This is a genomic window from Terrabacter ginsenosidimutans (assembly GCF_039539425.1).
GTDB lineage: Bacteria > Actinomycetota > Actinomycetes > Actinomycetales > Dermatophilaceae > Terrabacter > Terrabacter ginsenosidimutans.
The window spans coordinates 747119-770438 of record NZ_BAABDC010000002.1 but is presented as its reverse complement, the minus strand read 5'-3'; the positions used below and the strand labels follow the sequence as shown (position 1 = coordinate 770438).

Genomic DNA, 23320 nt, shown 5'->3' with positions numbered 1-23320 from the left:
GGCGGATCCTCGCGGGCAGCCGCACCCACTGACGGCGCTCGGGTCAGAGGGCGCCCCGACCGAGCGCCGTAGCGGTACGCTCGGCGAGGATGGCCAGCCGCCGCAGTGACTCCCGGTTGCGGCGGTCCAGCACGAGATCACGTGCCGGCTTGGGGATCAGCGTGGCCGGCCCCTTGGTGGCGTCCTCCTCGATCGTGACGTCGGTGTCGGTGCCGTTGGGGCGACAGGTGACCCGCACGATGCCCTCGCCCGAGGGCCAGGCCCGAACCGTCAGCTCGAGGTGGTTCGGTCGGTCGCAGGAGCGGACCGTCGTCGCGTCGTCGATGAGCAGGGGCCAGGCCCCGACAGAGTGGTGGATGTGGGTGCCCTCGGCGGGCCAGCCGTCGGTGACGTCGCGGACGCGTGAGGCCCCGACCACCCACTGGCTGTAGCTCCAACCGTCGGCCAGCACGTCGAAGACGGCGTCGGGCGTGGCGTGGATCGTGCGGGTCGTGGTGCTCATCAGCGCCTCCAGGGCAGTTGAATTTTGTTGTGCCACAGTGCAGCCCGCGCAGCATTGGCCCCACAGGCCCCGTGCACGCCCCCTCCCGGGTGGGCGGAGGCTGAGCCCAGGTAGAGCGCCTTCACCGGCGTCTCCGGGCGTCCCGACCCCGCGACGGGTCGGAACACCAGCTGTTGGTGCAGCCCGGCTGTCCCACCGTTGATGGCGCCCCCGACGAGGTTGCCGTCGCGGGACTCCAGCTCGCGTGGGCCGAGCACGCGGCGGGCGGTGATGCGGTCACGGAAGCCGGGCGCGCGGCTCTCGATCCTCTGCTCGATGCGCTCGGCCATGGCCTCGAGGTCGGACGCGTCCCACGTGCCCCGGATCTTGCGCAACCCGGCACGGTCAGCGCCCGCGTCACCTCGAACCTGTTGCGGCACATGGGTGTACGCCCAGAGGGCCTCGTGACCCTCGGGCACGCGGGTGGGGTCGGCGACACCCATCTGGCCGACCAGCAGGAACGGCTGCTCAGGGACGAGCCCGGCCGCCACCTGTCCACCGGAGAGCGACAGCGCGTCGAGTGAGTCCGCGATGTGCACCGTCCCCGGCGAGGCGTCGGGCGCACCCGTCCACGGGACGGTCCCGTCGAGGGCCCAGTCCACCTTCACCGTCGAGGGGTCCCACTCGAAGCGACCCATCCGGTGGCGCAGGCGCGTGGGCAGGTCGTCCCAGGACACGAGTCCCCCGTAGAGGCCCGGCGCCGACACGTCGGCGATGACGGCCCGCCTGACTGTCAGCTCACGCGACGCGGTCCGCACGGCGACCGCACGACCGCCGTCAACGCGTACGCCCTCGGCTCGTTCCCCGAGACACAGCTCGCCCCCACGGGACTGGAGACGACGGACCATCGCAGCCGTGAGCTCGCCCGCGCCGCCGCGCGGGACCGGGAAGCCGACGGTCTGTCCGAGCAGAGCGAGCAGGAGTCCCATGGCGGCGGACCCGGGCGCCTCGAGGCCGATGTCCGCGTGAGCCGCGTTGCCCGCCACGAGCATGCGGGCCGCGTCGCCGCGGAAGAGTCGCTCGGTGAGGCTGCGCGCGGGCATCAGCATCTCCCGCACCAGCTCGAAGCCTCCGGGCCTCAGGACGCGCCGCCCGAAGCCCGCCCCTCCACGGAGGGGTGGGAACGGGCTGAGCAGACACCGGATGAGATCGTCGCCCACGCGGTCCCAGGTCTCGCAGAGGGCGAGCCAGCTGTCGCCGTCACCCGGTGCGTGCTCGTCGAGTGCTGCTGCCGTCACCGCCCGGTCACGGTGGAGCACACCCCAGCGCCCGTCGGGGAAGGAGTGTCCGAGCACCGACGGTGCCTGGACCCACTCGAGACCGTGCTCTTCGAGCCGCAGGTCGCGGATCGTCGGCGACCCGGCGGCCAGGGGGTAGAAGGAGCTGAAGGTGTCGTGCACGAAGCCCGGCGCCACGGACCCGTCGCTGCGGACGGCGCCTCCCGGGGTCTCCTGCTCCTCGAGCACCACCACCGACCAGCCCGCGTCCACGAGCAGGTTCGCGGCCACGAGCCCGTTGGGCCCGCTGCCGATGACCACCGCATCCGTCGTCGTCACGATGTCCTCTCCTCGCGTGGTCGTGCCGTACCCGCTGGGTGGAGGGGCCAACCCGAGGTTTGGGACGTGGACGGACCGGGCACGTCGTCTGCATGCATCCGACGGCAGCGAGCACCTCATCCGGCGTCCCGGTCGTCCTCGTGACGGGCGCATCGAGCGGGGTCGGCCTGGCTGCGGCCCTCGAGCTGGCCCGACGCGGACGGTCGCTTGCCCTGCTGGCCCGCGGCGCCGGCCCCCTCGAATGTGCCGCAGAGCAGTGTCGGTCCCTCGGGTCCCCGTCGGTCACGGTCCTGCCGACCGATGTGCGCGACGACGACGCCGTGGCGCGGGCGGTCGCGGAGGTCCTGCGCCGCGAGGGGCGCCTCGACGGGGTCGTCAACTGCGCGGGAGTCGTCGCCTACGGCCGGCTCGAGGAGCTGCCGGCGTCACTCTTCGATGCGGTGGTGGAGACCAACCTGCTCGGCTCGGCCCACGTGCTGCGCCACGTGCTCCCCCACCTGCGCAGCCAGCGCCGAGGGTCGGTGGTGCTCGTCGGCTCGATGATCGGCCACATCGCCGTCCCCACCATGAGCGCGTACACCGTGAGCAAGTGGGGCGTGCGCGCCCTGGCCCGACAGGCCCTGGTCGAGAACCGGGACCTCCGCGGACTGCACGTGTCCTACGTCTCGCTGCCCGGCATCGACACGCCGATCTACCGTCAGGCCGGGTATGCCGGCGGCCCCGCCGGTCAGCCACCTCCGGTCGTGTGGTCGGCCGCGAAGGCGGGGCGGCTCGTCGCCCACGTCCTCGAGCACCCGCGTCCCGTCACCCACGCCGGCGCGTTCGACCGCGTGACACGGCTGGGCTTCGTCCTGCTCCCGCGCGTGTTCGACGCCTTGGTCGGCCCGTTGTTCAGCCGGCTCGCGTCCGACGCGTCCGACACGATGCCTCCCGGTGACGGGAACGTCCGTCACAGCGTCCCCTCGGGCAACCGCCTCGGCGGCGGTCACGGGTCGGGAGTCCGAGCCGCGCTGGGGCTGCTGGGCGGACGGCGGCGAGGCCGGGTGCAACCAGACTCCGCCCCCCAGCGCTAGACGGTTCTCAGGTCGGCCCCGGGCGATCGCCCTCGGCTCGGGACAACGCACTCGGGATGGCCTCGACCACATCACGCGCGACGAACCCCGACCGCTCACGGACGAGGCGCTCCCCGGCCCTCGCGTGGATCCACGCACCCCACAGGGCCGCCTGGTCCGGTGATGCGCCACGACCCATGAGACCCGCGACCGCACCGGCCTTGACGTCCCCGGACCCCGCCGTCGCCAGGGACGTGGGTCCGGCGTCGGAGCACCAGCTGTCCCCGTCCGGTGTCACGACGTAGGTCTCGTCGCTGCCGCTGAGGACCACCGCGCCAGTCCGCTCGGCCACCTCACGGGCCGCGTCGAGGAGGTCCTGCTCGACATCCTCCTCAGCGCGCCCCAACATGGCGGCGACCTCCGTGACGTTGGGCGTGAGCAGCACCCGACCGGTCAGGTGGCGGACCCCGTCCGGGTGACTCGTCAGGTAGGCGGTGCCGAGAGCGTCCAGGACGACGCTGACATCCAGCCGTGGGACGACCTGTGCGAGGAAGAGATCGGCGCACTCCGGATCGCCCATGCCCGGCCCGACCAGCACCACGTCGGCCGCAGCGGCCAGCTCGATGACCCTGTCGGCGCCCGCGACGGCCAGCTCCCCGTTGCGCAGGACGGGAAGGGCCTCGACGAACGCCTCGGGCAGCGCCACGCCCACGGCAGCCGCGGTGGCCTGCGCCGTTGCGACCTGCACCTTGCCCGCACCGACGCGAAGCGCCGTCTCGGCGGCGAGCAGGACTGCGCCGGGTGTCTGGCGGGCGCCCCCGACGACCAGGACCGTGCCCCGCTCTGACTTGTCCCCGTCGGAGTCAGGCAGGGCCCTGCTCCTCAGCAGCTCCCGGTCGATGCGAATCGGCGTATCGCGCTTCATCTCAGCGCCTCCTTTGCTCGTGGGCCTGCTCCTGCGTCTGCTCCTGCGTCTGCTCCTGCGTCTGCTCGTGCGTCTCCTCGACACCCGACGCCTCGAGGTGCCGGATGTCCGCGAAGGTGACGAGCTCGAGGGAGGCGGAGCCCCGGTCTCGGTACCGCGTCAGGGAGCAATTCCCGAGCGGTTCGTTGCGGTCGACATCGAGAAGGGTGCGCTCGTCGAGTCCCTCGAGCACGAGGCGAAAGCTCATGATCACTGCCTGGTGGGTGAACACCCAGACGCACAGGCCGGGGTAGAGCTGGCCGAGGTCGCGAACGACGTGGCGCACGCGCAGGGCGACGTCCGTCCAGCTCTCACCCCCGGGCGGCCGGTAGTAGAACTTCCCCAGCCGCTCGCGGCGCTCGGCCTCCTCGGGGAGGAGCTCGCGGATCCCGACGCCCGTGAGGCCGTCGAGCACACCGAGGTCGCGTTCACGCAGACGCTCGTCGAGTACCGGTTCGAGGTTCGCCACGGACGCCACGGACGCCACGATGCGCGCCGTCGTCGCGGCTCGGGCATACGGCGAGCTGAGCATGACATCCGGCGGGCGGGACTCCCGGTGCGCCAGGTGACGCGCCAGCACCCTCGCCTGGCGTTCACCCTGTTCCGACAGCGGCGTGTCCGGGTCACGCGTGTCGAGGTCCAGGCGTCCGGCCCCTCGTCTGCGCGCATCTGCGTCGGCCACGTTGCCGACGCTCTCACCGTGGCGAACGAGCACGAGCTCCGCCACCTGTGACCCCGTCGACCGCGCCGGCCCGTGCGTCTCTTCGAGCGACACGCCCTCTCCCTCACATCTCGTGGTCTGCCGTCCAATGCCGTCCCGTGCTCTGGCTGACGGGTACCCAGCGCCGGCTTCCCTAAGCCGGCCGGAGTCTGGAGCACGCGGGCATGGGGTCGTCAGGTCGTTGGCAGCCCCCGGCGATGGGTACGAAGAAGCACGAAGCATCCGCGCGGCGCCAGACCGGTCCGCGGCCACCACCCGAAGGAGCCCACATGTCCACGGACGCCATCGTCCTGCTCAAGGAGGACCACCAGGAGGTCCGCAAGCAGTTCCGAGCCTTCCGCAAGGAAGGGCTGACTCCCGTTCAGAAGCAGGGCGTCGTCGACACGATCCTCGAGCTGCTCACGGTGCACACCTACATCGAGAACGAGGTGATGTACCCGCGGGTGCGTGAGCTGCTGCCCGACCTCGAGGACGACGTGCTCGAGTCCTACGAGGAGCACCACGTCGCCGACGTCCTTTGCGTGGAGCTCGCCGCGATGGACGCCACGGACGAGCGGTTCGACGCCAAGACCACGGTCCTCATCGAGAACGTCGAGCACCACATGGAGGAGGAGGAGCAGGACTGGTTCCCGAAGGTCCGCGAGGGCCTCGGGCGCAAGCAGCTCCAGGAGCTCGGCGAGGAGCTCCTCGAGGCGAGGAAGCGTGCGCCGCGCCGTCCGGAGCAGCCGAGCGCCATGAAGAAGGCGATCGACGCCGTCGTCTCCTGAGGCGATGACCCTCCGACAGCGGCGGCTGCGACTGCACGTGCTCGCGGTGCAGCCACTCGACCTGACGTGGTCGTCACAGGTCTGATCACGTGCAAGGACACCGAGGTCCCCGGGTGGGTTCGTGCCCACCCCGGGGACCTCGCTGCATGCGTGGTGGCTGGGATCCACACCTCCTCTCAGGTCATCTGCTCCCCGTGGTCAGGTGACGGCGGCGATCGCTGTCGACGCGTCGATCTCGACGGCATCCATCGTGCGGGGCGACGTGTCGACGCGGGCGTGGGAGAGATGTCGTCCGTCGCGTCTGCTGTTGCCCCCTCACTGGAAGGGGTGTCCGACGGGGGCCAGTTCGCAGCGATGATCGCCTCGAACTCGGCAGCCAGCAGATCGTCGTCGGCGCACACGAGCTCGACGAGCTCCTCGTCGACGTCCATGACCCCCAGCGGGTCCTCGAGGCCGGCTGACATGACCACGACCGCGGTCGCTCTCAGCTCGTGATGGCCTGGCGCTCGTCCTGGTGGGCGATGGCGATCTTGCGGGGCTTGGCCTTCTCCGCCACGGGGATGGACAGGGATAGCACCCCCGCGTCGTAGCTCGCCCGGATGCGTTCGGTGTCAAGGCTGTCCCCGAGCACGAGCTGGCGGCTGAACACGCCCCTTGGCCGCTCGGCGGCGATGAGGTCCGCGTCGCTCGCCCGCGGCGGACGCTCGGCCTTCACGGTCACGACGTTGCGTTCGACGTCGAGGTCGATCGAGGCCGGGTCGACGCCCGGCAGGTCGAGCTCGACGTGGAACGTGTCCCCCTCTCGCCACGCGTCCATCGGCATGGCCGAGGGACGGGCGAGGGTCCCGGCCGCTCCGAAGGCCAGCTGGGCCACTCGGTCCAGGTCCCGGAAGGACTCTCGGAAAGGATCGGTGCGCATCAGCATCGTCTTCACCTCCGTCGTGTCTGGTGATGCTCCACGGTGACCACGATCGCGGGTTGCGATCTGTGGCATGCGCTATAGATTTTTTGTAGCACCCACGAGATGATGATGCAAGAGGTTGTCCCGAGATCACGGAGAGGAGCCGAGCGCACGTGTCGAGCGAGCCTGTTCCCGACGCCGACCGGGGCGTCTACGGCATCACGGTCGCGGCGGAGCTCGTGGGCCTGGAGGCCCAGAGCCTGCGCCTCTACGAGTCCCGCGGGCTCTTGACACCTGAGCGCACCGACGGCGGCACGCGGCGCTACAGCGCCAACGACCTGGCACGACTGCGCCGCATCGCCGACCTCATGGCCAGCGGCGTGAACCTCACCGGCGTGGGGATGCTCCTCGACCTGCAGGACGAGAACACGCGGCTGCGCGGGGAGATGGACGCCCGCCGGCCCCCGACCGCCAAGCGGTCCACGGCCAAGCCGTCGAGGACGGCCGTCGCGAAGCAGGCAGGTCGTCGGTCGGCTCGGTGACGCGGTCGTACGGACGGGCACTCAGCGTCCTCGGCACCGGAAACCGCATCCAGCCCGCCGCGACCAAGGTGTCCACCGGCAGGGGTCGCCGCGCCCGGTGACCATCCGCGACTACCGACCCGGTACTCCGATGTCCAGGTCCGCAGCGTACGTGGCCATCCCGTCGAGCTCGTGCGTCGACGGCACGTGGACGCCCACCAACGCGTCCACCGTCACGGGCATCGTCTACGTCCCCTGCGCCGTGAACCTGACCAAGGCGGGGCGGTACGACGCCACGATCGCGGCCGAAGGGCTCATCACCGTCACCGCGAGGGGAATCACCGTCGGTCCCGGCTCGGCTCAGCGCGGTGCCGTCGCGCTGGTCGGAGGCGCGCCAGGAACGTCCGTGACGCTGGTCGGCGCGGACACGACCGTGCTCGGTCAGGTGGTCGGGTCAGCGGCGGTCCGCGCGACCGGAGCCCGAACCGCGATGAGCTGCGGAGCGGTCGGCAGCTCGATCTACATCGGCGGGGCCGACTCCTCGGCCACACTGGGGACATGGTGCGTGCCCGGCTGAGTACCGCCTGCCTCGTCGCGGCGGCAGTGGCGCTCGTCGGGGGCACGGTGGGGTGCACGGTGGGGTCGGGCACGACCCCACCGTCGTCTCGCAGCTCCAGCGAAGGGACGATCCCCTCCGGACAACCGAAACCCACCTCTGCGACCCACACCTCGGACCAGAGCGTCAGCGCGTCGGCAGCCGCCTGCTCCAGCACGGGGACGCAGGTGGACCTGGGCGCCGTGGCCTTCGACGTGGCGCCCAGACGGCTGGTCCGCGTCACCGCCGGCCGGTACCGGCTCACCGCCAGCGGGTTTCTCCACGGCGGTCTGCTGGACCCGAAGGTGGGTCAGACGGCGGTCGTCTGGGGCGAGGCCGCCTCGATGCCGACGTACGCGGCCGGTCCGGCGACCGTCTCCGGGGGCATCGGCAGGGCCGTCGTGGTCGAGGGCGCCGAGACGTGGGTCGACCTGCCGGACGGCACCCTGTGGTTCGTCAACTCCTACGGGGCACGCCTCGCCATCGCAGCGTGTCCACCGGCGTCCGTCGTGGTCGTCTCAGCCTGATCGGCCCGGGCCACGCTGCTGTTCCGACCAGTCCCCTGTTGGCTCCGGGGTGTCCCCAGCCCACCTGGGACCGCCAGCCGCCGTGCAAGATGCTCCCAGCCTGACTGGCGACAATGGCCAACTGGCCCGATCGACGACAAGGAGGCCGAGTGGATCGACGATCCCGCCGTCACCGACGGCCCGCCGCCGCTGGCCGACCCTCTCGACGGACGCTTCGCGACCGACTCGCCCTCGCCGGCATCACCCTCGCGACCCTGCTCGTCGGTGCGACACCCGCCGTCGCACAGTCGATCAGCGACGGGGTTCCGGTGGAGGTCACCGGCCCGGTGGCCACGGTGCTCAGCGCCGACACCCACGGCCAGGGTCGTGTCGTCGAGGTCTTCGGCGACGTCCGCCGAGCGCGCCACATCGCCGTCATCGTCCCCGGTGTGGGGTGGACGGGTCCCCTGCTCCGCGACGAGCGCGGGGCTGGACGCCGGCATCCGGCGGTGCAGGCACGCAGCCTCCTGGCCGAGATGGAGCGGTCAGATCCCGGCACGCCGGCGGCCGTGGTGGTCTGGCTCGACTACGACCCACCGGCCGGGCTCGACGCCGACGCCGCCCGCTCGGACCGTGCCGTCGAGGGTGCTCCGAGGCTGGTCACCTTCGTCGACCACCTCTCGCACTCGGCCACGGTGAGCGTGGTGTGCCACAGCTACGGCTCCGTGGTCTGCGGCCATGCGGCGCCTCACCTGCACGTCTCGGCCCTCGTCGTCGTCGGTTCGCCCGGGATGGACGTCTGGACCCGCGCCGGTCTGCACACGAGTGCGACCGTGTGGGCCGGCATCGCGCCCGACGACCCGATCGGTGTCGTCCCCCACACCCGTGTCGACGGTTTCGGCCACGCCGCCGACCCGACCGCGCCGGCCTTCGGCGCCCGGTCCCTGCCGGTCGGCGATGCGCACGGCCACAACGGCTACCTGGTCCCCGGGACCGCTTCACTGCACGCGATCGCGCAGATCGCCACCGGCGAGAGCACGACCTTGCCCTCAGCCGCTGGCTAGGACGCGTCCGGGGTCGGCGTGCCAGCGGACCACCCGTCCCGTCCGGCGATGATCACGCACCTCTCATCGGGTGGACGGACGGGCGCCGTCGAGCAGCTGGGCGAGGTGCACGCTCGGGCGGCGCCGCAGGTCCGTGATCTGCGTGCGGCACGAGAAGCCGTCGGCCAGCACGACCGCGTCGGGGTCGGCGTCGATCGCGGGAAGTAGGTTCTGGTCCGCCACGGCCAGCGAGACCTCGTAGTGGCCGATCTCGACGCCGAAGTTGCCGGCCAGCCCGCAGCAGCCGGCGAGTGTCCGGACCGTCGCACCGGTGTCGGCGAGCAGGTCGGCGTCGGCCTTCCAGCCGAGGACGGCGTGGTGGTGGCAGTGCGGCTGGGCGATGACCGTCGTCCCGGTGAGGTCGGGGCCCGTCCAGCCGGGCGTCTCGGAGAGGAGCTCCGCCAGCGTGCGCACCCGGGACGCCACCAGAGTCGCATCCTCGTCGCCGGGCAGGAGCTCGTGGATGTCGGAGCGCAGCACCGCGGTGCACGAGGGCTCGATCCCGACGATCGGCACTCCGGCGCGGGCGTCGGCGGCGAGTGCGGCCACGGTGCGACGCAGGATGCCCTTGGCCGCGTCCAGCTGCCCCGTCGTGATCCACGTGAGTCCACAGCAGACCGAGCCGCTCGGCAGGCGCGGCTCGTACCCGGCATCGCGCAGCACCCGGACCATCGCCTCAGCGACCTCTGGGGAGAAAGCGTCGGTGAAGGAATCGGCAAAGAGCACAACCGGTTTCAGGTCCGTCGTGGCCGGCGTGAAGGTGCGCCGGAAGGGACGTCGGGCAAAGGCGGGGATCGAGCGGCGACGGTCGACCCCGGCGAGCCACAGGGACATCGGGCCGACGACGGGCAGCGTCAGCATCCGATTGGCCAGCCCGGGCACGCGGCCACCCAGGCGTGCCCACATGGGCAGCTTCCCGAGCGAGTAGTGGGAGCGGGGTCGGATCCTGCGCCGATAGGTCTGGTGCAGCACCTCCGACTTGTAGGTGGCCATGTCGATGCCCGTCGGGCAGTCGGACGCGCACCCCTTGCACGACAGGCACAGGTCCATGGCGTCGTGCACCGACGGGTGCGACCAGGGAAGGTCCCCGCGGACGACCTCCTGCAGGACGCGAGCGCGTCCTCGAGTCGAGTCCTTCTCCTCGCGGGTGGCGAGGTAGGACGGGCACATGACGCCGCCGGCCGCCGAGTTGTCGGCCCGGCACTTGCCCACCCCGGTGCAGCGGTGCACGGCCTGGGCGAGGTCTCCGTCGTCGTGCGGATAGGCCATCGCCAGGTTCCGCACCGGGAAGTGGCCGGACGGTCGCACGTCCGCGTCCACCGGGTCGGGGTCGACGAGCACTCCCGGGTTGAGGAGGTTCTCCGGGTCGAAGGCGTGCTTGATCCCGCCGAACAGCGCGATCGCGTCGGCGGAGTACATGTGGGGCAGCAGCTCGGACCGAGCCCGGCCGTCGCCGTGCTCACCGGACAGCGACCCACCGAATCCGCCGACCAGCCGGGCCGATTCGGTGAGGAAGTCGCGCATGACCGCAGTGCCGTCGGGGCGGTCGAGCGGCAGGTCGAGGCGGACGTGCATGCACCCCTCCCCGAAGTGGCCGAACGGTGCGGAGGTCATGCCGTAGGAGCCGACGAGCTCGTCGAAGGCGGCGAGGTACTCCCCCAGACGAGCAGGGGGCACGGCCGCGTCCTCCCAGCCCGGCCAGGCCGGCTTGCCGGACGGCGCCCGACCGGCCAGACCGGCACCGTCCTCGCGGATGCGCCACAGGCGCGCCTGGACGACGGGGTCCTCGACGACGGTTGCGTCGTCCCCGAGCCCCTCCCCTGCCAGCCGCAGCGCTCGGGCGGCGACCTCGCCGAGGTCGTCGCCGGCGAACTCGACGAAGAGCCAGGCCCGCCCACGCGGGAGAGGCGGGATGGCATCGGGCCCGCGTCGCGCGCGGAGCACGTCGATGAGCCGGGAGTCGAGGCCCTCGCAGGAGATGGGCTGGTGAGCGACGACCGCCGGTGCCGCCTGGCCGGCGGCGACGATGTCCGAGAAGCCGAGGACCACGACGACCCGGACCGGCGCGTCGACGACGAGCTTGACACTCGCCTGCGTGATGACGCCGAGCGTCCCCTCCGAGCCGACCAGGGCCTGGGTGAGGTCGAAGCGCTCGGGCAGCAGGTGGTGAGCCGCGTAGCCGGAGACCTGTCGACCGAAGCGGTCGAACTCGGTGCGAGCGGTCGACAGGTGGCGCGACATGACGGTGCGGACGCCCGACAGCACGTCGTCGGCGCCCCGGGCACACGGCATACCACCCTCGTCGTAGCCGGTCGCGAGCGTCTGCCCGGCGGCCGTGAGGAGCTCGAGGCCCGCGACGTTGTCCGACGTGCGGCCGTAGGCGAGCGAGCGCGAGCCGCACGCGTTGTTGCCGATCATCCCGCCGATGGTGCAGCGGGGGTGCGTCGAGGGGTCGGGGCCGAAACGTATGCCGTGTGGCGCGGCGGCCTTCTGCAGCACCGCGTGGACCGTCCCCGGCTCGACGACGGCGGTCCGGGCCTCGGGATCGATGGACAGCACGCGGTTCAGGTGCCTGGAGAAGTCGAGCACCACGCCTCGGCCGATGGCGTTGCCTGCGACCGACGTGCCCGCGCCGCGGGACGTGACCGGGACACCGGTCTCGCGGGCGACGGCCAGCGTCGCCGCGACGTCGTCGACGTGGCGCGGCCGGACGACCGCGAGCGGCGGGATGCGGTAGAGCGAGGCGTCCGAGGAGTACATGCTGCGGGTCCCCGCGTCGGCACGGACCTCGAGCCCGGCGCGCTCCAGCGCCTGCACCACGTCTGTCGCTACCTCGGTCATGAGTAACATGTTACGCATGGTCCGGCTGTCGCTCCCCTCCGGCGCACCCTCGCTCGCCGACGCGGTCGTCGAGTCGATCCGTGCCGGCATCACGGCCGGCGAGCTGGTCCCCGGTCGGACCTACTCCGTCTACCAGCTCGCCGAGGTCCTCGAGGTCTCACGGAGCCCGGTCCGCGAGGCGCTCCTGCGTCTGGCCGAGGCGGGCCTGGTCCAGATCGACCGCAACCGCGGCTTCCGCGTCGTGCTCCCCCGGGCTCGCGACATCACGGAGATCTTCGACATCCGCCTCGCCCTCGAGCCGGCCGCAGCCCGACGCGCCGCCGAGCTCGCCGCGGACGACGAGCACGCGGCCATCCGTGCGGCCTTCGAGGGCCTGGGCGCAGCCGTCCACGACGAGGATCGCTTCTGGCTCGCCGACCAGCAGCTGCACGACCGCCTGATGAGGGCCGGCGGCAACCAGCGGGCCGCCGCGATCATCGAGCGGCTCCGCGCGACGACCGCCCTGCTCGGCCCGCCAACGACCACCGCCGGGCGCACGCTGCCCGAGATCTGCGACGAGCACGAGCCCATCGTCACTGCCGTCCTCGAGCGCCGGGGCGCGGACGCCGAGAGCACGATGCGCCACCATCTCGAGCACACCGGCAGGCTCCTGGCGCGGACCCTCCAGCGAGACCCGCCCGGAGAGGCCGTCTCACAGAGCGCCCCCCGTCGCGCTGCGGCCGCCGGATGAGGCAGCCTGAAGAGCGACACGACCACGAGCCCGCCGTTCCGGACGGGCCGATCGAGAAGCACGACGACGACGACAAGGAGAAGACACGCGTGAAGGTGCTGCTGCTGGAGAACGTCCACGCCGTCGCGCAGGAGACGTTCCGCCGCCACGGCTTCGACGTCGAGCTGCGTACGGGATCCCTGGGCGAGGCCGAGCTGATCGAGGCCCTGCAGGGGGTCTCCGTCGTCGGAATCCGGTCCAACACCAAGGTCACCCGTGCCGTCCTCGACGCCGCGCCCGACCTTCGCGCCATCGGCTGCTTCTGCATCGGCACGAACCAGGTCGACCTCGCCCACGCCACGAAGCTCGGCATCGGCGTCTTCAACGCCCCGTTCTCGAACACCCGCAGCGTCGTCGAGCTGGTGATCGGTGAGATCCTCGCCCTGGCGCGTCGCCTTCCCGAGAAGACGCAGCGGATGCACGACGGCGTGTGGGACAAGTCGGCCAAGGGCGCCTACGAGACCCGAGGCCGCACTCTGGGCATCGTCGGCTACGGCAACATCGGGACACAGCTGTCCAACATGGCCGAGGCCATCGGCATGCGCGTCGCCTTCTTCGACACCGCGGACCGGCTCGCGCACGGCAACGCCCAGCGCATGGGTTCGCTGGAGGAGCTCCTCGAGGAGTCCGACGTCGTCAGCCTCCACGTCGACGGGCGGCCCGGGAACGCGGGCCTCTTCGGTGCGGAGCAGTTCGCCCGGATGAAGCCGGGCTCGGTGTTCATCAACGCCTCGCGCGGAATGGTCGTCGACGACCTCGCCCTGCGCGAGCACATCCTGAGCGGCCACCTCTCCGGTGCCGCGATCGACGTCTTCCCCGTGGAGCCCAAGGCCCAGGGCGACCTGTTCGAGTCGCCCCTGCGCGGTCTCGACAACGTCATCCTCACTCCCCACGTCGGCGGGTCGACCGAGGAGGCCCAGGAGGAGATCGGCACCTTCGTGTCGAGCAAGCTCTGCGCCTACATCCTGGACGGTGCCACGGCCCTGTCGGTCAACCTGCCCGACGTCGCCCCTGCCCCGCGCGAGGGCTCCTTCCGGATCGCCTTGCTGCACCGCAACGTCCCGGGTGTGCTCGCAACGATCAACCGCACCCTGGCAGAGGCAGGGGCCAACGTCATCGGCCAGTCGCTGGCGACCCGCGGCGAGTTCGGCTACGTCGTCACCGACACCGACGACCACGTGACTCCCGAGACCCTCGCGTCGCTGCGTCACGTCGCCGAGGGGCTTCACCTCGAGACGTGGCACCAGGACGCCGCTGAGTGACCAGAGGGCCGCGTCGCCCTGCACCGGAGAGGGGAAGGCGTGACCTCTGAAGGATGGGCACTGGCGGCTCTGATCGCGCTCGCCATCGCGCTGACGGTCGTGACGATCGTCCTGGTGCCCTGGCGGGCGCCCAGACCGACCCGCGCAGCCCGAGTGGCGGCGCTGCAGGAGGTGCCCCCTGACGTCGTCACGCGAGGCCGGGCCATGCACGCCGCCCTGCGCCCGAGCACGTACGGTGCTCTGCTGTCCGGGACGGTCGCGCCCCTCCTGCTCGGGCTCACGCCGACCGGTGCCTCCATCGTCGACTGCGCGGCCGAGCCGTTCGGCGGGCACTGGCTCGCCGAGGCCGTGGTGGGCGGGCTGGTCCTCCTGCTGCTCCTGTGGCTGCTGTCACTGCCGTTCGGGGCGTGGCGCCACATCGTGCTACGCACCTTCGGGTTGTCCAACCAGACCTGGGGCGGGTGGGCGGTGGACCGGCTCAAGAGCGGCGCGGTGGCCGGAGTGGCCGGAGCCGTGCTGCTCACCGGCTTCTACACGCTGACGCATCTCTCGCCGAGCTGGTGGTGGGTGTTCGGTGCCGTCGGCGCCGCCGCCATGGTGGTCGTGCTCTCTTACGTCGTCCCGGTCCTCGTCGAGCCGATGTTCAACACCTTCACGCCGATGCCGGCCGGCCCGCTGCGCGACGAGCTGGTCATGATGGCGACCCAGGACGACCTGCCGATGCACGATGTGCTGGTCGCGGACGCCTCCCGGCGCACCACCGGGCTCAACGCCTACGTGTCCGGCTTCGGAGCCACCCGGCGCATCGTGGTCTACGACACGCTCCTGCACGAGGCGCCTGCCGGTGAGGTGCGCAGCGTCGTCGCTCACGAGCTTGGCCACGCCAAGGACCGCGACCCCGAACTGGGCGCGCTGCTGGGGGCGATGAGCGCCGCGGCGGGTGTCGTGGCGCTCTACCTGCTGGGTCAGTGGGATGCGCTGCTCAGCCGAGCCGGGGTGGACTCCATCGGATCACCCAGGGCGATCGGCCTGGTCCTGGCCGTGGCCGCAGTGGCGGGTCTGGTCAGCAGCCCGGTACAGGCCATTGTCTCCCGTCGGGTCGAGGCCCGCGCCGACCAGCATGCGCTGGGGTTGACCGGCGACTCCACCGGGTTCGCGGCGTTGCAGCTGCGCCTGGCGACGGTCAACGTCGCCGACGTCCACCCGCCCCGTCCCGAGTACCTGCTGTTCGCCACCCACCCCGACACCGTGGAACGCCTGGCCGCAGCACGGGAGGCAGAGAGGCGCCTCAACGGCCGGTAGCATCCAGCCCGAACGCCGTGGCCATGGACGGAGCGGCGGCGGCCTCGCCGAGCGGCTCTGCCGCGAGCACCTCGCTGTAGAGGCGCGCCAGCGAGTAGTGGGTCAGCGGCGTCGTGACGACGGCGCCGTGCAGAGAGGGGTGGGCCACAGTGGTCAGGACCAGGTTGTCCTGATGGTGGTCGTCCTCATCGGCGGTGACCACGATCGCGGAGATGCCCGGCCAGCCAGTCCGGCCCGGCCATCACCGCCTCGATCTCGGTGCGCAGCCAGTCGTCCGCGGCCGAGAGATCGCAGTTGTGGGCGTCATTGCACAGGTCGGGAACCACCATGCCGGCGTTGGGAAGTCGCCCGCTGGCGACATCCCCGCGCAGCTCCGTCACGGGCACGTCGTACCGGGCGCAGGAGGACCGCTCGCGGCGGTAGTACGCCCACGGGTTGTGCTTGACGGCGTACTGTCCGGAGTCCTCCGTCGCGCAGTTTCCGGGCATCCCCTCGGCGTACACCTTGGCCGTCCTGCCGACTGACAACGCCTGACCGAAGACCGACGGCTGGTCCGTCGTGTGGCTGGAGGGCGGGGCGTCGTCGGCGACGCCGAACGTGCTGCCACCCGTCATCGCGAGGTAGTTGGGCAGCGAGGGGTGGGTCACCGCCCGGTAGTTCGTCGCGTCGGCGTACTGCTTGACCACTGCTGTCGTGTACGGCATGGCTGCACGCATCTGGTCCAGCGAGTGGTTCTCCACGACGAACACCAGCAGCTTGGTCACCTTGGTCGGCCGCACCGAGGCGAAGGTGACAGGTGCGGACGTGACGGGAGCGGAGGGCTCTCCCGATCCGCAGCCGCCGAGTCCCAGGAGTGCGGTGGCGATCACCACCCCGGCCACCATGTTCGACATTCGTCCCCCAGGGTCTGAAGCGGCTTGCCCGCGAGACGATACCTCGGAGAGGTCATAGCGGGCTGGGAGACGAGCTCTCACCGTCGAACAACCATTCAGGACGTAAAGGTGCGCTCGTCACCCCGGCGTCCTCATCGCCCGGGAGCTCGCGCGACGGCGCGTGGTGCTGACAGACGAGGCGGGACGCGGTCTCGGCCGCCATTGCACCGTCGCCGGACTGGACCGCCCCGGCCACGTCGCCGTGCAGACGCAGCACGGTCTGGTTCGGCAAGACTGGCACCGGGTTCCGGCGCTGGTGGTCGCCCGCGTGCTCACCGGCCGAATGAGCAAGGGCAGCAAGCATCTCGTTGCCCGATGCCGCGAGCAGGGTCAGGTGGAAGTGCCGGTCCGACTCCAGGTACGCCTCGACGTTGCCGGACCTGCTGTGCACCGCCATCTGCACGACTGCCTCGAGCAGCTCTCCCCTGTGTCCGGGCGTCGCTCGCGTGGCCGCCAGCTCGGCCGCGACCGGCTCGACTGCACGGTGCAGCTCGCCCAGAGACAGCAGCACCTGCTCGCGTCCCGGTCCGTCGAGCCGCCACCGGATGACGCGCGGGTCCAGGACGTGCCACGAGGTGCTCGGCAGCACTCGTACGCCGAGTCGCTTCCGCGTCTCCACCATGCCCATCGAGTCCAGGACCCGGACCGCCTCGCGCACCACCGACCGTGACACCCCGTACTGCTCGTCGAGCCCGTCGATGCGGAGCACCGTGCCAGGCAGCAGGTGGCCGCTCGCGATCTGACGTCCGAGTCCGTCGAGGACGTGCGCGTGAAGGGGCCGGCCGGGGTCCTGCTTCCTGGGGGTGGTGGTCACTGCTGCTCCTCGATCGACACTTCGCAGACAAGGGAGCCGGTGCCGCGCGGGCGCGGCACCGGCTCAGGACCGTGGTCAGTCGACGACGGTGCCGTCCGGGGCGATGAGGTGCCCCAGCTGGCGCTTGCGCAGCTCGGTCTCGTTGCGGATCTCACGGAACCGGTCGTCGGTGAGCGGGTACTTCCAGAAGATCACCATCGCGATGAGTGCCACGATCGCGGGGAGCAGGCCGATGGTGAACCGGATGGCCGTGACGGCCGTCTCGGGCTGGACCGGGTTGGGCACCGCGGCAGTGGCCGACAGGTAGCCGCCGAACGCCAGGGCGGCCGCGCCGACGGCACCGCCGATCGACTGGGTGATCTTGCGGGTGAAGGAGAAGACGGCATACGTCGCACCTTCGGACCGCTTGCCGGACGTCCACTCGCCGTACTCCACGGTGTCGGCCTCGAGACCGAACATGATGGTGTTGATGAGCGCGGCACCGATTCCCTTGATGCCGAGGAAGATCAGAGCGGGAGCGGCAGCGCCGCTCGGCGTGAAGAAGAGCGCGATGCCCCCGACCACCGTGAAGAGACCGCACCACTGGAAGATCGCCTTCTTGCCGAAGCGGTCGACGAGCTTGGGGATGAAGGGCGCGGCGATGATGGAGATGCCGCTGTTGACCAGCGTGATCGGCCCGAGCCACTTGATGTCACCCATGACGTACTGGGCGTAGTAGGCGGAGGCGCCACCCACGGCGAAGAGGCCGATGAGGTAGAAGAAGCTCGCGGCGCAGAGGTAGCCGAGCGGCTTGTTGTTGCGCAGGGTGTCCCACGTCTCGCGGATGGACACCCGCGGCGATGTCCGGACGACCTGCTCGCGACAGAAGTACCAGGTGAGCAGGTAGGCCAGCGACCCGATGACGATGAACAGCAACGTGGTCTGGGTGAAGATCGCCTGCACCTTCTCCTGGTAGGCGGCAGGGCTCAGGGTCTTCTTCTCGCCCTTCAGGTCCGAGATCTTCGGGGCGATGATGTACGTCAGCACGATGCCGCCGAGCGCACCACCGAAGAAGCGCGAGGACACGAGCTTCGCGCGCTCCTTCACCGACTGCGTCATCGCGGAGGCGAGCGATCCGTACGGGATGTTGACGAGCGAGTAGAGCAGGCCGAGAACCGCGTAGGTCACGTAGGCGTAGAGCAGCTTTGCGCCGTCCTCGAGCGAGCTCGGGACGTGGAAGGTGAGGAAGCTGAGGAAGAGGAGCGGTACGGCGCCGAACAGGATGAACGGCCGGAACTTGCCCATCCGCGTCATCGTCCGGTCGACGAGGCGACCGGCGAACATGTCGGCGAAGGCGTCCCAGAGCCGAACCACGAAGAACATCGTCGCGACGGCTGCGGCCGAGAGCCCGGCGACGTCGGTGTAGTAGTACAGCAGGAAGGCGGTGCTCAGGGTGAACGCCAGGTTGTTGGCGAAGTCGCCGAACCCGTAACCGACGATCGAGCGCTTCTGGAGGCGCTCGTCGACGAACGACTGAGCGATCTGCTCCTTGGTGATGGTACTCATTGGGGCCGAACTCCTTTGTGGGCCAGGACATCTGGGCGATGCGTTGCTCTCAGTGAAGGCCTCGCGCGACCCCGTCGACAACGAGTTGCCGCTTGTTGCCAGTCGGTTGCCGACGGTTGTCCTGCGCTCGCCGGCGCGGTGCCGCCATCAGGTCAGCCGCAGCCGCCAGATCGCTCAGCCGTTGGGCCGCAGAGCGACGGGCCAGGTCGTATGCCGTCACGGTCGCTGTCGACGCCACGAGCCTCTCGCCGTGGTGGGGCTCGGGCTCGAGCAGGTCCGGTGCGAGGGCGGACAGGGCACTGTCCAGTGACCCTCTGGCCTCGATCGCACGCAGGCCGAGCGCGGCTGCGCCCAGGGCGGACCCCTCGGCTCCCGCGGTCACGGTCAGCGGCTTGCCCAGGACGCCGGCGAGGACGTCTCGCCACACCGCGCTGCGAAACACACCACCTGTGGCGCGGATCGACGTCACGGGTTCGACGCTCTCCAGCCCGTCGAGAATCGTCGCCAGCTGGAACGCGACGCCTTCGACGGCAGCCCGGACGAAGTGCCCTCGGGAGTGGTGCTGGCGGATGCCGAGGAAGGCGCCGCGGACGTCGGCGTCCCACAGCGGGCCACGCTCGGCGAGCAGGAAGGGCAGCATGACGAGACCCTCACTGCCGGGCTCGATCGCAGCAGCGAGCGCCAGGACATGTGCCTCGTCGACGGGCGGACCCGCATACTCCTCCGGGTTGTCGGGGCGGTCGCCGGCGAAGACGGAGCCGGCCCAGCGGACGACGGCGCCACCGTTGCTGATCGGGGTGCCGACCACCCAGGTCTCGTCGGTGAGCGCGTAGCAGAAGAGCCGGCCCGAGGAATCGCTGCGCGGTCCGTCGACGACGAGGCGCAGAGCGCCGCTCGTGCCGAGCGACAGCCCGGCGACGCCGGGGCGGATCGCTCCGGTCCCGAGGTTGCCCAAGGGTCCGTCGCCGGCGCCGACCACCACCGGTGTGCCCGCCGGCAGACCGACGCGGCGCCCCACCGTCGGGGAGAGCGGCAGGTGTGCCGTCGTCGGCAGGACGTCGGGCAGCTGTGCGCGACGGATGCCGGCCAGCTCGATGGCCTCCGGGTCCCAGGTGCGGTCGAGGATCGAGAGCATGCCGGTCCCGCTGGCGGAGGACAGCTCCGTCACCAGCCGGCCGGTGAGGGCATGGAGGACCAGGTCCTTGAGACCCACCCACGCCGTGGCGGAGCGCGTGAGCTCAGGCTCGTGCTGCGCGAACCACCGCAGCTTCGTCAGCGGCGACATGGAGTGGACCGGGGTGCCGCTGCGGCGATGCAGCTCGGCGGCGAGGGGTAGGGCCCGCAGCTCACGAGCGACGTCGCGGGCTCGGGCGTCGGCCCAGGTCACGATCGGCGTGAGGGGTCGCAGCTCACCGTCCAGGCCGATGAGGCCGTGCATCGCCGTGCTGACGGACAACGCGAGCACCGGCGCGCCGGCGAGGGCCGTCACGACCTCGGCGACAGCCTTGAGCGTCGCCTCGACGACAGCCGCGGGATCCTGGACACGCCAGCCGGAGCGGGGTCGGATGAGCGGGTACTCGTGCTGGGCGACCCACCGCCCGCCACGCCCCTGGAGAGACGGTCCGGACGCGGTCGGCTCCAGGACCTCGAAGGCCACGACCTTGGCCGCTGTCGTCCCGATGTCGAGTCCGATGACGACCGGCAACCGGGTCATGGCGTCGCCCTCGCGACGAGGTCTGCGAGCTGGGACTGCACCGTGGTCGCCACGGGCTCGGAGCGGATGCCGAGGTGGTCGAGGACGGCACGGACCGCCGCGCCCGGCTCACCCTGGGCGAGTGGGATGACGTCGGCCTCCGCTGCGTCGCTGACGGGGGCCCCATGACCGCGCAGATGGGCCACCCAGGCGGCGACGATGCGGGTCGCGCCGACGGCGACCCGACCCTCGTCGAGCTCGGCCCGGATGACGGGCACCGCCCGGATGGGCACCTTCTGCGAACCGTCGGCGGCGATCTGCGCCAGGAGATGGCGTATGTGCGGGTTGCGGTAGCGGTCGAGCAGCGCCTGGCGGTAGGCGGAGATGTCGGGGGCAGGAAGCTCGAGGTGCGGGGCAGCCGCGTCCCACCAGTCTTCGACCCATGCCCGGACGACGGGGTCGGCGATCGCGTCGGCCACGGTCTCGTGCCCGAGGATCGACCCGGCATATGCCATGAGCGAGTGGGATCCGTTGAGCAGCCACAGCTTTCGGGTCTCGAACGGCCGCACGTCCGCGACGAACGTCGCTCCCGCCGACTCCCACAGGGGGCGCCCCGCCGGGAAGTCTCCCGCCAGCACCCACTCCGAGAACGGCTCGGTGGGCACCGTCTCGGGGTCGTCGACGCCGGTCTGCCTCGCGACCTCGGCTCGGTCATCATCGGTCGACCGGGGTGTGATGCGGTCGACCATCGTCGTGACGAAGGAGACGTTGGCGTCGATCCACGCAGGGAGCGAGGGATCCACGAGCGCTGCGAGGTCACCGACCACGCGAGCGACCATGGCCCCGTTGTCGGGCACGTTGTCGTTGGGCACGACGGTCATCGATCCTGCATTCGCTGCGCGCCGGACGAGCAGGCCGGCAACGAGCTTGCCCGGAGTTGTCGTGACGACGCCGGTCAACGGATCGGCTTGCAGCGCAGCGATGTCCACCTTGACGTCGTCGGCCGACACGTCCAGCCCGCCGGATCCGGCGCGGCGGTAGCCCGCCTCGGTCACGGTAATCGTGACGACGGCGACCCCCTCGTCGGCGAGGTACCCGCGCAGGGCGTCGAGGTCGTCCGCGGGATGCACGGCGCTCAGGCTGGAGATGACCTCGGGGCGGGCACCGCCCGGCCCACGGACCAGGAGCGTGTAGAGGCCGTCCTGTCGACCCAGGCTCTCGGCGACGGCGGGTGAACGACCGGTGAAGGCCGCGATCCCCCACTGGGCCGCGTCCGTCGCGTGCTCGGTGTACCAGGCGGCGTGAGCGCGGAAGAAGTTGCCCACGCCCAGGTGGACGATGCGCACCGGCGCCGCGGGTCGGCCGTCGGTACCGCGGCTGAGGCGACGGCCCGGCACGCCTGTCGCGCCGGGCGCGCGGTGGGCAGTGCCCGGCTCGCCGTCCCCGTGGAGGGGCGCGGATCGCGTCTGGTCGATGCTCACAGCTTGAACGCCTTCCGGGGGATCGTCGTCACGAGGTCGACTGCGGTCTCGAGCGCCTCGTCCTCGTCCAGCCGGTGCTCGGCGACGAGCTGGGCCAGGTAGCCGCTGTCGAGGCGGCGCGACATGTCGTGGCGCGCCGGGATCGACAGGAACGCGCGGGTGTCGTCGATGAAGCCCGAGGTCCGGTAGAAGCCGGCCGTCTCGGTGACAGCGCCGCGGAAGCGGCGCACTGCCTCGGGGGCGTCGAGGAACCACCAGGGGGCCCCGGCGTAGACGCTGGGATAGAAGCCGGCGAGGGGTGCGATCTCGCGTGACAAGACCGTCTCGTCAAGCGTGAAGAGGATGAGCTGGAAGCCGTCGGCCGTGCCGAAGCGGTCGAGCAGGGGCTGCAGACCCCGGGTGAACTCGACGGTGGTCGGGATGTCGTGGCCGGTGTCGGGGCCGAAGCGCTGGAGCGTGGGCGTGTGGTGGCTGCGGTGGACACCGGGGTGCAGCGTCATGACGAGGCCGTCCTCGGTCGCCATGCGGGCCATCTCGACGAGCATGTGCCGGCGGAAGGCCGTGGCGTCCGTGGGACTGACGACGCCGCGCAGCGCCGCGTCGTAGATGCGTGCAGCCTCCTTCTCGTCGAGGCTGAGCGTGACGACGTCGGCGTGGCTGTGGTCGCTCGACACCGCCCCGTTGGCCTTGAAGAAGCGGCGTCGGTCCTCCAGGGCGGCCAGGTAACCCTGGTAGCTGCCGGTGTCGATGGAGCTGGCCCGGGCCAGGTCGGTCATCAGGTCGGCGAAGTCGGCCCGGGAGGGCTCGAGGTAGCGGTCGGGGCGGAACGTCGGCACCACGCGGGGCGCGAAGCCGGCGTCCTCACGCAGCGTGCGGTGGTGGTGGAGGTCGTCCACAGGGTCGTCCGTCGTCGCCAGGACCTCGATGCCGAAGCGGTCCATCAGCGCCCGCGGGCGGAAGTGCGGGGCGTCGATGGTGTCGGCGATGCGGTCGAAGATCCGGTCCGCGCTCTCGCGGGACAGCCGCTCGGTGACTCCGAAGACGTCGGCGAGCACGCTGTCCATCCAGAACCGGCTCGGGGTGCCGCGGAACGCTGTCCAGTGCTCGGCGAGCAGGCGCCAGGCGCGTCGCGACCCCTCGGCGGTGAGAGGTCGCCCGCCGACGCCGAGGTCGGTCAACGAGACGCCCTGGGCGTGGAGCAGCCGGAAGACGTAGTGGTCCGGCGCGACGAGCAGGCTCGTCGGGTCCGTGAACGGGGTGTCGTCGGCCAGCCACTCCGGCGGCACGTGGCCGTGCGGCGAGATGATGGGCAGCTCGCTCACGGCGGCGTACAGCCGGCGGGCGATCTCACGCGTCCCCGGCTCGACGGGCAGCAGCCGGTCGGGGTCGAGGGCGAGGGGCCTGGCGTCCGTGAGCGTCGTCATGGACCCCATCGTCGGGCCAGACCCCGCGGG

23 protein-coding genes are annotated in these 23320 nt (G+C 71.3%); 9 read left to right on the top strand and 14 right to left on the bottom strand.

Going from position 1 to position 23320, the window contains the following annotated elements:
- Positions 1–43 precede the first annotated feature (43 nt).
- Together ABD831_RS09645 and ABD831_RS09640 are read right to left on the bottom strand one after the other, a co-directional pair.
- Entirely contained in the window at positions 44–502 is a 459-nt protein-coding gene (locus ABD831_RS09645) for an SRPBCC family protein (protein WP_344944982.1), read from the bottom strand.
- Entirely contained in the window at positions 502–2097 is a 1596-nt protein-coding gene (locus tag ABD831_RS09640; RefSeq protein WP_344944978.1) for a phytoene desaturase family protein, read from the bottom strand. Before ABD831_RS09640 ends, ABD831_RS09645 begins: the two co-directional genes overlap by 1 nt.
- 92 nt (positions 2098–2189) lie before the next feature.
- Here ABD831_RS09640 and ABD831_RS09635 point away from each other — a divergent pair, with 92 nt between their 5' ends.
- The gene (locus ABD831_RS09635; RefSeq protein ID WP_344944975.1) at positions 2190–3170 is read left to right on the top strand and encodes an SDR family NAD(P)-dependent oxidoreductase; all 981 of its coding nucleotides are present in this window, start codon (positions 2190–2192) and stop codon (positions 3168–3170) included.
- 7 nt (positions 3171–3177) lie between these two features.
- Here ABD831_RS09635 and ABD831_RS09630 read toward each other — a convergent pair whose 3' ends face one another.
- Together ABD831_RS09630 and ABD831_RS09625 are read right to left on the bottom strand one after the other, a co-directional pair.
- A complete protein-coding gene (locus ABD831_RS09630) occupies positions 3178–4074 on the bottom strand; it encodes an NAD(P)H-hydrate dehydratase (RefSeq protein ID WP_344944972.1) in 897 nt (298 codons plus the stop codon).
- Between the two features lies 1 nt (position 4075).
- A complete protein-coding gene (locus tag ABD831_RS09625; RefSeq protein WP_344944969.1) occupies positions 4076–4888 on the bottom strand; it encodes a histidine phosphatase family protein in 813 nt (270 codons plus the stop codon).
- 215 nt (positions 4889–5103) lie between these two features.
- On the opposite strand from ABD831_RS09625, the gene ABD831_RS09620 reads away from it, so the two are divergent.
- Complete coding sequence (locus ABD831_RS09620) at positions 5104–5601, top strand: hemerythrin domain-containing protein (RefSeq protein WP_344944966.1); 498 nt, start codon at positions 5104–5106, stop codon at positions 5599–5601.
- A gap of 176 nt (positions 5602–5777) precedes the next feature.
- On the opposite strand, the gene ABD831_RS09615 is transcribed toward ABD831_RS09620, so the two are convergent.
- Together ABD831_RS09615 and ABD831_RS09610 are read right to left on the bottom strand one after the other, a co-directional pair.
- A complete protein-coding gene (locus ABD831_RS09615; RefSeq protein WP_344944963.1) occupies positions 5778–6065 on the bottom strand; it encodes a hypothetical protein in 288 nt (95 codons plus the stop codon).
- Between the two features lie 20 nt (positions 6066–6085).
- The gene (locus ABD831_RS09610; protein WP_142178512.1) at positions 6086–6526 is read right to left on the bottom strand and encodes an Hsp20 family protein; all 441 of its coding nucleotides are present in this window, start codon (positions 6524–6526) and stop codon (positions 6086–6088) included.
- Positions 6527–6675: 149 nt separating this feature from the next.
- Here ABD831_RS09610 and ABD831_RS09605 point away from each other — a divergent pair, with 149 nt between their 5' ends.
- The 4 genes from ABD831_RS09605 to ABD831_RS09590 all read left to right on the top strand — a co-directional run bounded on the left by ABD831_RS09605 (position 6676) and on the right by ABD831_RS09590 (position 9188).
- On the top strand, positions 6676–7044 hold the full coding sequence (locus tag ABD831_RS09605; protein WP_344944960.1) for a MerR family transcriptional regulator: 369 nt from the start codon (positions 6676–6678) through the stop codon (positions 7042–7044).
- Between the two features lie 130 nt (positions 7045–7174).
- Positions 7175–7600 carry a hypothetical protein gene (locus ABD831_RS09600; protein WP_344944957.1) on the top strand — a complete coding sequence of 142 codons (426 nt, stop codon included), beginning with the start codon at positions 7175–7177 and terminating at the stop codon, positions 7598–7600.
- On the top strand, positions 7582–8145 hold the full coding sequence (locus ABD831_RS09595) for a hypothetical protein (RefSeq protein ID WP_344944954.1): 564 nt from the start codon (positions 7582–7584) through the stop codon (positions 8143–8145). Before ABD831_RS09600 ends, ABD831_RS09595 begins: the two co-directional genes overlap by 19 nt.
- 149 nt (positions 8146–8294) lie before the next feature.
- Complete coding sequence (locus tag ABD831_RS09590; protein ID WP_344944951.1) at positions 8295–9188, top strand: alpha/beta hydrolase; 894 nt, start codon at positions 8295–8297, stop codon at positions 9186–9188.
- Positions 9189–9251: 63 nt separating this feature from the next.
- Here ABD831_RS09590 and ABD831_RS09585 read toward each other — a convergent pair whose 3' ends face one another.
- The gene (locus tag ABD831_RS09585) at positions 9252–12068 is read right to left on the bottom strand and encodes an FAD-binding and (Fe-S)-binding domain-containing protein (protein WP_344944948.1); all 2817 of its coding nucleotides are present in this window, start codon (positions 12066–12068) and stop codon (positions 9252–9254) included.
- A 16-nt stretch (positions 12069–12084) separates the two neighbouring features.
- Between ABD831_RS09585 and ABD831_RS09580 the strand changes: the two genes are divergently transcribed.
- The 3 genes from ABD831_RS09580 to ABD831_RS09570 are packed head-to-tail and all read left to right on the top strand — an operon-like array spanning position 12085 to position 15401.
- The gene (locus ABD831_RS09580) at positions 12085–12798 is read left to right on the top strand and encodes a GntR family transcriptional regulator (RefSeq protein ID WP_344944945.1); all 714 of its coding nucleotides are present in this window, start codon (positions 12085–12087) and stop codon (positions 12796–12798) included.
- Positions 12795–14099: a phosphoglycerate dehydrogenase gene (serA, locus tag ABD831_RS09575; protein WP_344944942.1), complete on the top strand. Its 1305-nt coding sequence runs from the start codon at positions 12795–12797 to the stop codon at positions 14097–14099. Before ABD831_RS09580 ends, serA begins: the two co-directional genes overlap by 4 nt.
- 39 nt (positions 14100–14138) lie before the next feature.
- On the top strand, positions 14139–15401 hold the full coding sequence (locus ABD831_RS09570) for a M48 family metalloprotease (protein WP_344944938.1): 1263 nt from the start codon (positions 14139–14141) through the stop codon (positions 15399–15401).
- Here the strand turns inward: ABD831_RS09570 and ABD831_RS09565 are convergent.
- The 7 genes from ABD831_RS09565 to uxaC form a co-directional block, all read right to left on the bottom strand.
- Positions 15388–15603, bottom strand: coding sequence for a hypothetical protein (locus tag ABD831_RS09565; RefSeq protein ID WP_344944935.1), 216 nt, complete (start codon positions 15601–15603; stop codon positions 15388–15390). The two genes, ABD831_RS09570 and ABD831_RS09565, sit on opposite strands and share 14 nt — an antisense overlap.
- The gene (locus ABD831_RS09560) at positions 15587–16294 is read right to left on the bottom strand and encodes an alkaline phosphatase family protein (protein WP_344944932.1); all 708 of its coding nucleotides are present in this window, start codon (positions 16292–16294) and stop codon (positions 15587–15589) included. The genes ABD831_RS09565 and ABD831_RS09560 overlap by 17 nt, the downstream gene beginning before the upstream one ends.
- Before the next feature lie 52 nt (positions 16295–16346).
- Entirely contained in the window at positions 16347–17147 is an 801-nt protein-coding gene (locus tag ABD831_RS09555; RefSeq protein ID WP_344944929.1) for a FadR/GntR family transcriptional regulator, read from the bottom strand.
- Positions 17148–17222: 75 nt separating this feature from the next.
- The gene (locus ABD831_RS09550; protein ID WP_344944924.1) at positions 17223–18692 is read right to left on the bottom strand and encodes a glycoside-pentoside-hexuronide (GPH):cation symporter; all 1470 of its coding nucleotides are present in this window, start codon (positions 18690–18692) and stop codon (positions 17223–17225) included.
- 49 nt (positions 18693–18741) lie between these two features.
- Positions 18742–20406: a gluconokinase gene (locus ABD831_RS09545; RefSeq protein ID WP_344944921.1), complete on the bottom strand. Its 1665-nt coding sequence runs from the start codon at positions 20404–20406 to the stop codon at positions 18742–18744.
- Entirely contained in the window at positions 20403–21866 is a 1464-nt protein-coding gene (locus ABD831_RS09540) for a mannitol dehydrogenase family protein (protein ID WP_344944917.1), read from the bottom strand. The genes ABD831_RS09545 and ABD831_RS09540 overlap by 4 nt, the downstream gene beginning before the upstream one ends.
- Entirely contained in the window at positions 21863–23290 is a 1428-nt protein-coding gene (uxaC, locus tag ABD831_RS09535) for a glucuronate isomerase (RefSeq protein WP_344944914.1), read from the bottom strand. The genes ABD831_RS09540 and uxaC overlap by 4 nt, the downstream gene beginning before the upstream one ends.
- Positions 23291–23320 lie beyond the last annotated feature (30 nt).

What these genes read in the sequence shown, in the direction of transcription:
- ABD831_RS09645 (WP_344944982.1), bottom strand. Translation starts at nt 502, where the DNA reads ATGAGCACCACGACCCGCACGATCCACGCCACGCCCGACGCCGTCTTC.
- ABD831_RS09635 (WP_344944975.1), top strand. Translation starts at nt 2,190, where the DNA reads ATGCATCCGACGGCAGCGAGCACCTCATCCGGCGTCCCGGTCGTCCTC.
- ABD831_RS09630 (WP_344944972.1), bottom strand. Translation starts at nt 4,074, where the DNA reads ATGAAGCGCGATACGCCGATTCGCATCGACCGGGAGCTGCTGAGGAGC.
- ABD831_RS09620 (WP_344944966.1), top strand. Translation starts at nt 5,104, where the DNA reads ATGTCCACGGACGCCATCGTCCTGCTCAAGGAGGACCACCAGGAGGTC.
- ABD831_RS09615 (WP_344944963.1), bottom strand. Translation starts at nt 6,065, where the DNA reads ATGTCAGCCGGCCTCGAGGACCCGCTGGGGGTCATGGACGTCGACGAG.
- ABD831_RS09610 (WP_142178512.1), bottom strand. Translation starts at nt 6,526, where the DNA reads ATGCTGATGCGCACCGATCCTTTCCGAGAGTCCTTCCGGGACCTGGAC.
- ABD831_RS09600 (WP_344944957.1), top strand. Translation starts at nt 7,175, where the DNA reads ATGTCCAGGTCCGCAGCGTACGTGGCCATCCCGTCGAGCTCGTGCGTC.
- ABD831_RS09595 (WP_344944954.1), top strand. Translation starts at nt 7,582, where the DNA reads ATGGTGCGTGCCCGGCTGAGTACCGCCTGCCTCGTCGCGGCGGCAGTG.
- ABD831_RS09585 (WP_344944948.1), bottom strand. Translation starts at nt 12,068, where the DNA reads ATGACCGAGGTAGCGACAGACGTGGTGCAGGCGCTGGAGCGCGCCGGG.
- ABD831_RS09580 (WP_344944945.1), top strand. Translation starts at nt 12,085, where the DNA reads ATGGTCCGGCTGTCGCTCCCCTCCGGCGCACCCTCGCTCGCCGACGCG.
- serA (WP_344944942.1), top strand. Translation starts at nt 12,795, where the DNA reads ATGAGGCAGCCTGAAGAGCGACACGACCACGAGCCCGCCGTTCCGGAC.
- ABD831_RS09560 (WP_344944932.1), bottom strand. Translation starts at nt 16,294, where the DNA reads ATGTCGAACATGGTGGCCGGGGTGGTGATCGCCACCGCACTCCTGGGA.
- ABD831_RS09550 (WP_344944924.1), bottom strand. Translation starts at nt 18,692, where the DNA reads ATGAGTACCATCACCAAGGAGCAGATCGCTCAGTCGTTCGTCGACGAG.
- ABD831_RS09545 (WP_344944921.1), bottom strand. Translation starts at nt 20,406, where the DNA reads ATGACCCGGTTGCCGGTCGTCATCGGACTCGACATCGGGACGACAGCG.
- uxaC (WP_344944914.1), bottom strand. Translation starts at nt 23,290, where the DNA reads ATGACGACGCTCACGGACGCCAGGCCCCTCGCCCTCGACCCCGACCGG.